Below are 223 nucleotides of genomic sequence, written 5' to 3' on the forward strand. Positions count from 1 at the left end.
CGGCACGGCTCCTCGGCTTGCCAACACGGTGGCGCAATCCCCGCATGTGCTCGACGTGCTCATCGACCCTGCCTTCGGCATTCCGCTGGTGGATGAATCGGCGATCGAGGACCAGCTGCTGCAGATCATCGGCAATCCCGAGAACTACGAGGACTTCCTCGACCGCGCCCGCGACGCGGCCCGGCAGATGCGTTTCATCACGGGCGCGCGGCTTCTCTCCGGC

The 223-nt window shown here is 66.4% G+C and carries 1 protein-coding gene; it reads left to right on the forward strand.

Annotated features, from left to right (window positions below; all coding sequences use genetic code 11):
- Window positions 1-223, forward strand: a 223-nt coding sequence (locus tag E4K09_RS20085; RefSeq protein WP_134499494.1) for a hypothetical protein, incomplete at both ends; no start/stop codon positions are given.

Source organism: Microvirga pakistanensis, assembly GCF_004458765.1.
GTDB lineage: Bacteria > Pseudomonadota > Alphaproteobacteria > Rhizobiales > Beijerinckiaceae > Microvirga > Microvirga pakistanensis.